Annotated in this window: 8 protein-coding genes; all 8 read left to right on the forward strand. The window is 62.1% G+C overall.

Annotated elements, in window-relative coordinates:
* Window positions 1-13 precede the first annotated feature (13 nt).
* The 8 genes from glyS (at window position 14) to KPG66_RS10885 (ending at window position 6,339) form a co-directional block, all read left to right on the forward strand.
* Window positions 14-2,116, forward strand: a complete 2,103-nt coding sequence (gene glyS / locus KPG66_RS10850) for a glycine--tRNA ligase subunit beta (protein WP_237070871.1) — start codon at window positions 14-16, stop codon at window positions 2,114-2,116.
* Window positions 2,117-2,159: 43 nt separating this feature from the next.
* Window positions 2,160-2,711, forward strand: a complete 552-nt coding sequence (gmhB, locus tag KPG66_RS10855; protein ID WP_237070872.1) for a D-glycero-beta-D-manno-heptose 1,7-bisphosphate 7-phosphatase — start codon at window positions 2,160-2,162, stop codon at window positions 2,709-2,711.
* 43 nt (window positions 2,712-2,754) lie between these two features.
* The gene (locus tag KPG66_RS10860; protein WP_041753830.1) at window positions 2,755-3,534 is read left to right on the forward strand and encodes a lysophospholipid acyltransferase family protein; all 780 of its coding nucleotides are present in this window, start codon (window positions 2,755-2,757) and stop codon (window positions 3,532-3,534) included.
* A 60-nt stretch (window positions 3,535-3,594) separates the two neighbouring features.
* Window positions 3,595-4,701: a YgjP-like metallopeptidase domain-containing protein gene (locus KPG66_RS10865; RefSeq protein WP_442929428.1), complete on the forward strand. Its 1,107-nt coding sequence runs from the start codon at window positions 3,595-3,597 to the stop codon at window positions 4,699-4,701.
* A 140-nt stretch (window positions 4,702-4,841) separates the two neighbouring features.
* A complete protein-coding gene (gloA, locus tag KPG66_RS10870; protein ID WP_237070873.1) occupies window positions 4,842-5,231 on the forward strand; it encodes a lactoylglutathione lyase in 390 nt (129 codons plus the stop codon).
* A gap of 26 nt (window positions 5,232-5,257) precedes the next feature.
* A complete protein-coding gene (locus KPG66_RS10875; protein ID WP_237070874.1) occupies window positions 5,258-5,542 on the forward strand; it encodes a hypothetical protein in 285 nt (94 codons plus the stop codon).
* A 162-nt stretch (window positions 5,543-5,704) separates the two neighbouring features.
* Window positions 5,705-5,956, forward strand: a complete 252-nt coding sequence (locus KPG66_RS10880; RefSeq protein ID WP_237070875.1) for a type II toxin-antitoxin system Phd/YefM family antitoxin — start codon at window positions 5,705-5,707, stop codon at window positions 5,954-5,956.
* Window positions 5,953-6,339 (forward strand): type II toxin-antitoxin system VapC family toxin, encoded by a 387-nt coding sequence (locus KPG66_RS10885; protein WP_237070876.1) that lies wholly within the window; start codon window positions 5,953-5,955, stop codon window positions 6,337-6,339. The genes KPG66_RS10880 and KPG66_RS10885 overlap by 4 nt, the downstream gene beginning before the upstream one ends.
* Window positions 6,340-6,709 lie beyond the last annotated feature (370 nt).

Genomic DNA, 6,709 nt, shown 5'->3' on the forward strand with positions numbered 1-6,709 from the left:
AGAAGCCATTCCAATGAGTCAACCATCCACCCTGCTCGTCGAACTGCTGACCGAAGAGTTGCCGCCGAAGGCGCTCGCCCGCTTGTCCAATGCCTTTGCCAACGGTCTGGTTGAGCGGCTCGCCGCGCGTGACCTAATCGACGTCGCCGACGGCGGCTCACCTTCGTTCGAGCCGTTCGGCACGCCGCGTCGGCTGGCGGTCACGATCCGTAACGTGCGCGCGGTGGCACCGCAGCGCCAGGTGCGCGAAAAAGTCCTGCCAGTTTCCGTGGCACTCGACGCCAACGGGCAGCCGAGCGCGCCGTTAGCCAAAAAACTCGCCGCCCTGGGCTTTCCGGACATGCCGCTCACGCAGCTGGAGCGCGCGATGGACGGCAAGACCGAGGCGTTCTTCCTGAATTACGCCGCACCGGGCGTGACGTTGGAAGACGGTCTGCAGGCCGCACTGGACGAAACCCTCGCCAAACTGCCGATCCCGAAGGTCATGACGTACCAGCGGCCGGACGGCACAAACGTGCAGTTCGTGCGCCCAGCGCACCGGCTCGTTGCGCTGCATGCGGACCGTATCGTGCCGGTCTCGGCGCTCGGATTGGATGCGGACGCGGTCACGCTCGGCCACCGGTTCCTGTCCGAGGGCCACGTCGCGATCCTGCATGCGCACGACTATGCGCGCACGCTCGAGCAGCGTGGCAAGGTCATCGCCAGCATGCAGGCACGCAAGGAGGCGATCCGCGCACAACTGCTCGAGCGCGCGGGCGCAGACCATGTACTGATGCCCGAGGCACTGCTCGACGAAGTCAATGCGCTGGTCGAATGGCCGATCGTCTACGAATGCCGTTTCGATGACGCGTTCTTGCAAGTGCCACAGGAATGCCTGATCCTGACGATGCAGACGAACCAGAAGTATTTCGCGCTGACCGACGCCGGCGGCAAGTTGCGCTCACGCTTCCTGGTCGTGTCGAACGTGCAAACCGACACGCCGCAGCAGATCGTGCTGGGTAACGAGCGCGTCGTGCGCCCACGGCTGGCCGACGCGAAGTTCTTCTTCGAGCAAGACCAGAAAAAGACGCTCGAGCAACGCGTGCCGCTGCTGGCCAATGTCGTGTACCACAACAAGCTGGGCTCCCAGTTGCAGCGCGTCGAGCGGCTCGAGGCGCTGGCGGCGGTGATCGCGCCCGGCGTCGGCGTCGACGCGCAGCGGGCAGCGCGCGCCGCGCGGCTGGCCAAGGCGGACCTACTCACCGACATGGTGGGCGAGTTCCCGGAATTGCAGGGCACAATGGGCACCTACTACGCACGCCACGACGGCGAGCCCGACGATATCGCGCTGGCGTGCTCGGAGCACTACCGGCCGCGTTTTGCCGGCGACGCGCTACCCTCCACCGCAATTAGCACCGCGGTCGCGCTCGCCGATAAGCTCGAGACGCTGGTGGGCATCTGGGGCATCGGCCTGCAGCCGACCGGCGAGAAGGACCCATTCGCGCTGCGCCGACACGCGCTCGGCGTGCTACGCATCGTGCTCGAAAAGCAGCTGCCGCTGGACTTGATAGATTTATTGCGGCATGCGTACGCCCAATTCGCGGCCCAGCCGCAAGTTGCCGATCCCACCAGCGCGTTGCACGGTTTCTTTATCGACCGGCTACGCGGTCTGTTGCGCGAGCGCGGCTACGACGCGAACGAGGTGGACGCGGTACTGAGCCAAAATCCGACCCGCATCGACGACATCACCGGCCGACTCGACGCGGTACGCGAATTTGCCACGTTGCCCGAGGCCGCATCGCTGGCGGCGGCCAACAAGCGGATCACGAACATCCTGAAAAAATCCGACGGCGCGGCCCAGCACGTCGAGACGAAGCTGTTGGTGGAGCCGGCGGAACGGGCGCTGTTCGAGCAGTTGCACAACGTCACACCGACCGTGCAGGGTCGGCTAGGCTCACGCGACTACACAGGGGCGCTGTCGGCGCTCGCCTCGTTGCGCAACGCGGTCGATACGTTTTTCAACGACGTGATGGTCAATGCCGACGATGCGGCATTGCGGGCGAACCGGTTGGGCTTATTGGCACGGCTGCACGAGTTGATGCACTGCGTGGCCGATATCTCGAAGCTTGCGGCATGAGTGACGGCCGATTTTCTTTCCTGGCGAACGGCGTGAATGGACAATGCAAAAGAAACTCGTGATCCTCGATCGTGACGGCGTCGTCAACCACGACTCCGACGCGTTCATCAAGTCACCCGACGAGTGGATCCCGATCCCGGGCAGCCTCGAGGCAATCGCGCGGCTGAACCAGGCGGGCTACCGCGTCGTGATCGCGAGCAACCAGTCGGGCATCGGTCGCGGCCTGTTCGACATGGCCACGCTCAACGAGATACACGAGAAGATGCATCGCAATCTGGCAGCGCTGGGCGGGCGGGTCGATGCCATCTTCTTCTGTCCGCATACGCCCACCGACCATTGCGATTGCCGCAAACCGAAACCCGGCCTGCTCGCGCAGATCATCCGGCGCTTCGAGATCGATGCTGCCAGCACGCCGGTGGTCGGCGATTCGCTGCGCGACCTGCAAGCTGGCGCGGCGCTGGGATTCAGCTGTCACCTGGTGCTGACCGGCAAAGGCCAGCAAACGCTGGATGCGGGCCATCTGCCGGCAGGCACGACAGTCTATGCGGACTTGCATGCATTCGCGCTCGACTTCCTTGCCGCCGAGGCCAACTGAGCCGACGCGCCTCGCACCGTCCAAGGCCTTATATCGCACCATCATGCACGTGATTCGCTCGACACTGTTCTTCATTTATTTGATCGTTTACACGATCCCGTATGCATGCGCCTGCTTCATTGCGTTCCCGTTTCTGAACGCAAACCGGCGCTATAAGATGGCCGTCGGCTGGTGCCGCTCGACGCTGTGGATGCTGCGGCACTTGGTCGGCGTGAGCTGGCGCATCGAAGGCCTGGACAATCTGCCCGATGGCCCGGCCGTCCTGCTGCCCAAGCACCAGTCCGCGTGGGAAACGCTGGCCTTTCCGGCGATCATGCCGCGTCCGTTGTGCTATGTTTTCAAGCGTGAGTTGCTATACGTGCCATTTTTTGGCTGGGCCCTCGGGATGCTGAAGATGGTGCACGTCGACCGCAACAAAGGGCACAGAGCGTTCACGTCGCTGATTCGACAGGGCAAGGAACGGATGGCCGAGGGTTCATGGGTGATCATGTTCCCGGAAGGCACACGGGTGCCGGTGGGCCAGCGTGGCAAATACAAGACTGGCGGCACGCGCTTTGCGATCGCTACCGGGGTGCCGGTGGTGCCGATCGCGCACAACGCCGGACACGTGTGGCCGCGCAACGCCTTTCTGAAATTTCCAGGTATAGTCACAGTGTCGATCGGCAAGCCCATCGACACCCGCAACCTAAACGCTGACGAAGTCATGGCGCGCGTCGAGGAATGGATCGAAACCGAGATGCGCCGCATCGATCCGCATGCGTATCCTGCGCAGGACGAAACGCCGGTGTATGCCAAACGCGCGTCGTCGTCCGAGGCGGTCTGAGCACGCTTCGATACGGTAGCCAGCGACCCGTGCAGCGACACCCCTTCGAACCCGATAGCTATGGCTCACGCGCCCTTGCCGCGCCGCGCGGCACTCGATTCACTCGATTCGGGCCAACTCGACCTGCCGCTGTTCGACAGCGGCAACGCGTTGCCAGTCCTATCCGTCGAAGTCCCGGCCGAGCCGCGGCCCGCCTCCGCGGCGCCCGTCGGCGGCGCCTGCTCACCCAGGCCCGGCGCCGAATCGATGCCACCACCGTCGGCGCCGTTGCAAGCGCCGGTGGAGCCGATTGCCGCGCCGTTGCCATCGTTGCAAGCGCCAGTGGAGCCGCTTGCCGCGCTGTTGCCGCCGTTGCGTCCATCTTCTAAACCGACGAGCGCGACGCCGGCGCCATCGCTGCCGACGGGCGCCACGCCGCGCAACGAGACTCGGTTGCCGGACAGCAGCAGGCTGCGCTGCGTGTCCCTCGGCTCGCACCGACTCGATTATCGGCTCAAGCGTTCCGCGCGGCGCACCATCGGATTCTCGATCGACGGCAACGGACTGGCTGTTACCGCACCACGCTGGGCCACACTGGCCGATATCGAAGCGGCGCTCGCCGACAAGCAGCGCTGGATCTTCGCCAAGCTGGCCGAATGGCAAACACGCACGGAACAACGCGCGCTGCCGCGGATCGTCTGGACTGATGGAGCGACCTTGCCCTACCTGGGCAAGCCGTTGACCATCGCCATCACGTCGTCAAGCGGCACGCTGCGGCATGACCCCGAACGGGCCGTGCTCGAGCTGGGCTTGCCACCGGATGCGCACGCGCAGCAGATCAAGGATCGCGTACAGGGCTGGCTGCAGCAGGAAGCCCGACGCCTGTTCGGCGAGCGACTCGACATCTATGCGCAACGCCTCGGCGTGCGACATAGTGCGTATGCGCTGTCATCGGCGGCAACCCGTTGGGGAAGCTGCTCGAGCGACGGCAAAATCCGGCTGAACTGGCGCTTAATCCATTTTCCGCTGTCGATCATCGACTATGTCGTCGCGCACGAACTCGCGCATTTGCGTGAAATGAACCACAGTTCACGTTTCTGGGATACGGTCGCGTCGATCTTCCCGGAATTCCGCGAGGCGCGCAGTTCGCTGAAAAACCATCCGATGGAGTTACTGCCCACGCTGTGAGGCTCACCCGCGCGTTTGCCTGCATTGCGCAAAGCCGTGCCGCACGAGTTAAAATTCCCGCCGTATCGCGCCGTGCCAGCCGTAGTATGACGCTGTTATCGCGCCCCTCGCAACGCCATCGACATTTCAAGGATTTCGTCATGCGCCTTCTTCATACAATGCTTCGAGTCGGCAACCTGGAGCGATCGCTGGACTTCTACACGAACGTGATGGGCATGCAGTTGCTGCGCAAGCATGACTATCCGGAAGGCCGCTTCACGCTTGCGTTCGTCGGCTACGGCAACGAGGACGACCATACGGTAATCGAGTTGACCCATAATTGGGACACCTCGGCCTATGAGCCGGGCACCGGCTTCGGCCATCTCGCGATTGCCGTGGACAACGCACGCGAGGCGTGCGACGCGGTGCGCGCCAAGGGCGGTAAGGTCACGCGCGAGGCAGGCCCGATGAAGCATGGCACCACGGTGATCGCCTTCGTCGAAGATCCTGACGGCTACAAGATTGAGTTTATCGAGAAAAAGCGTTTGTAATTCAGATGGCCATTACCGCTGCGTCAGTGCGCAAGCCGCTCAATGCCTTCACCATCGCGTTGCTGGCGCTGGCGGGTCTGACCGGCACCGCCCAGGTGACCGAGTGGACGCCCATGGCCGTCGTCGGCATCGCGTATCGTTGGCCAACCGCAAAATACGGGTTTCCGCATCAATGTCGCCTCGTGTCTTTAACCAAGAAATACGGCTACCCCTTTTGCAAAGGGTGCGGTGGCTTCCCTTTCACTGTTAGCCAGTGCTTTGTTGAACGCGAAGCGGCACGAGCCGACGAAGCAGCGCACCGACTGGGATAGCGAGCCTGTCCGTAGCCGATAGCGGGTAGGGCGCTGCCTAGATTGCTTGCGCGCATAATGTTCGCACAATGCTCATAAATCCATTACTACAAGTGCTTGACGCAACCTAATCGCCCATTTAAACTAAACCAACTGAACTTAGTTTAGTTTAAATGGGCGATTATGCATACATACAACATTCACGACGCCAAGACACACCTGTCGCGACTCATTGATCAAGCGGTGCACGGCGGTGAACCGTTTGTGATCGCCAAAGCCGGCAAGCCTCTGGTCAAAGTCGTGCCACTTGATCTCCCGGCACCTGTTCATCGCAGTCGAATCGGCTTCCTGAAGGGACAGATTAGCGTGCCGGCTGACTTCGACACGATGGGCGCTGCAGACATTGAACAGTTGTTTGACGGTAACGCTGAATGAAGGTGCTGTTGGATACCCACCTAATCCTGTGGGCGGCCGCCGCCGCACCCGAACTGCCGGCCGCAGCGCGCGCGCTGCTCGATGATCCGGCCTGCACACCGCTCTTTAGCGTCGCGAGCCTGTGGGAGATTGTGATTAAACGCGGCCTGGCCCGCGCCGATTTTCAGGTCGAGCCGCGCGTGCTGCGTCGCAGTCTGCTTGACGTTGGCTACGAGGAACTGCCGATCGTGACTGCGCACGCGTTGGAACTCGAACATCTACCGCCCATCCATCGCGATCCGTTCGATCGGATTTTGATCGCGCAGGCCGTTGCCGAAGGCGTACCGCTTGTAACGCACGATGCGATGATTGCAAAGTACCCTAGCCTGATTCGGCTTGTCTGAAGGCAAGCCGTTAGGGTTGCTCCATGCTCAGCCGCCCCATCGGCTCGCTTCGCGCCGCCCGCGCATGATACTTTGCAGTTTTTCTGCACAGCTAAAGTTTAGAACAGCCCCTTGAAAGCCCGGACACAGTCTCCCACTTACAATGGCGGATAGGCATAAGACTGTGCGAATAAATTGTTCCAGGCAACGCAGATTACCGTAACCTTTTGGGACACATCGAGACCCACATACGTTTCCATGTCCGCCTCCAAAGTAAGTCACAGAGACAATTACAGCATGTGATTGTCGCGCCAGCCTTCCCGGCGCAGCATCATATGCACCCGACGATAGCCGTAGTGCACGCGTGTTTGCATAATCTGCTTGATGCGCA

It is taken from the genome of Mycetohabitans sp. B2 (assembly GCF_021733735.1).
GTDB classification, from domain to species: Bacteria; Pseudomonadota; Gammaproteobacteria; order Burkholderiales; family Burkholderiaceae; genus Mycetohabitans; species Mycetohabitans rhizoxinica.

Excerpts from the sequence above, each read along its gene's own strand:
- glyS (WP_237070871.1), top strand. The coding sequence starts at position 14 with ATGAGTCAACCATCCACCCTGCTCGTCGAACTGCTGACCGAAGAGTTG.
- gmhB (WP_237070872.1), top strand. The coding sequence starts at position 2,160 with ATGCAAAAGAAACTCGTGATCCTCGATCGTGACGGCGTCGTCAACCAC.
- KPG66_RS10860 (WP_041753830.1), top strand. The coding sequence starts at position 2,755 with ATGCACGTGATTCGCTCGACACTGTTCTTCATTTATTTGATCGTTTAC.
- KPG66_RS10865 (WP_442929428.1), top strand. The coding sequence starts at position 3,595 with ATGGCTCACGCGCCCTTGCCGCGCCGCGCGGCACTCGATTCACTCGAT.
- gloA (WP_237070873.1), top strand. The coding sequence starts at position 4,842 with ATGCGCCTTCTTCATACAATGCTTCGAGTCGGCAACCTGGAGCGATCG.
- KPG66_RS10880 (WP_237070875.1), top strand. The coding sequence starts at position 5,705 with ATGCATACATACAACATTCACGACGCCAAGACACACCTGTCGCGACTC.
- KPG66_RS10885 (WP_237070876.1), top strand. The coding sequence starts at position 5,953 with ATGAAGGTGCTGTTGGATACCCACCTAATCCTGTGGGCGGCCGCCGCC.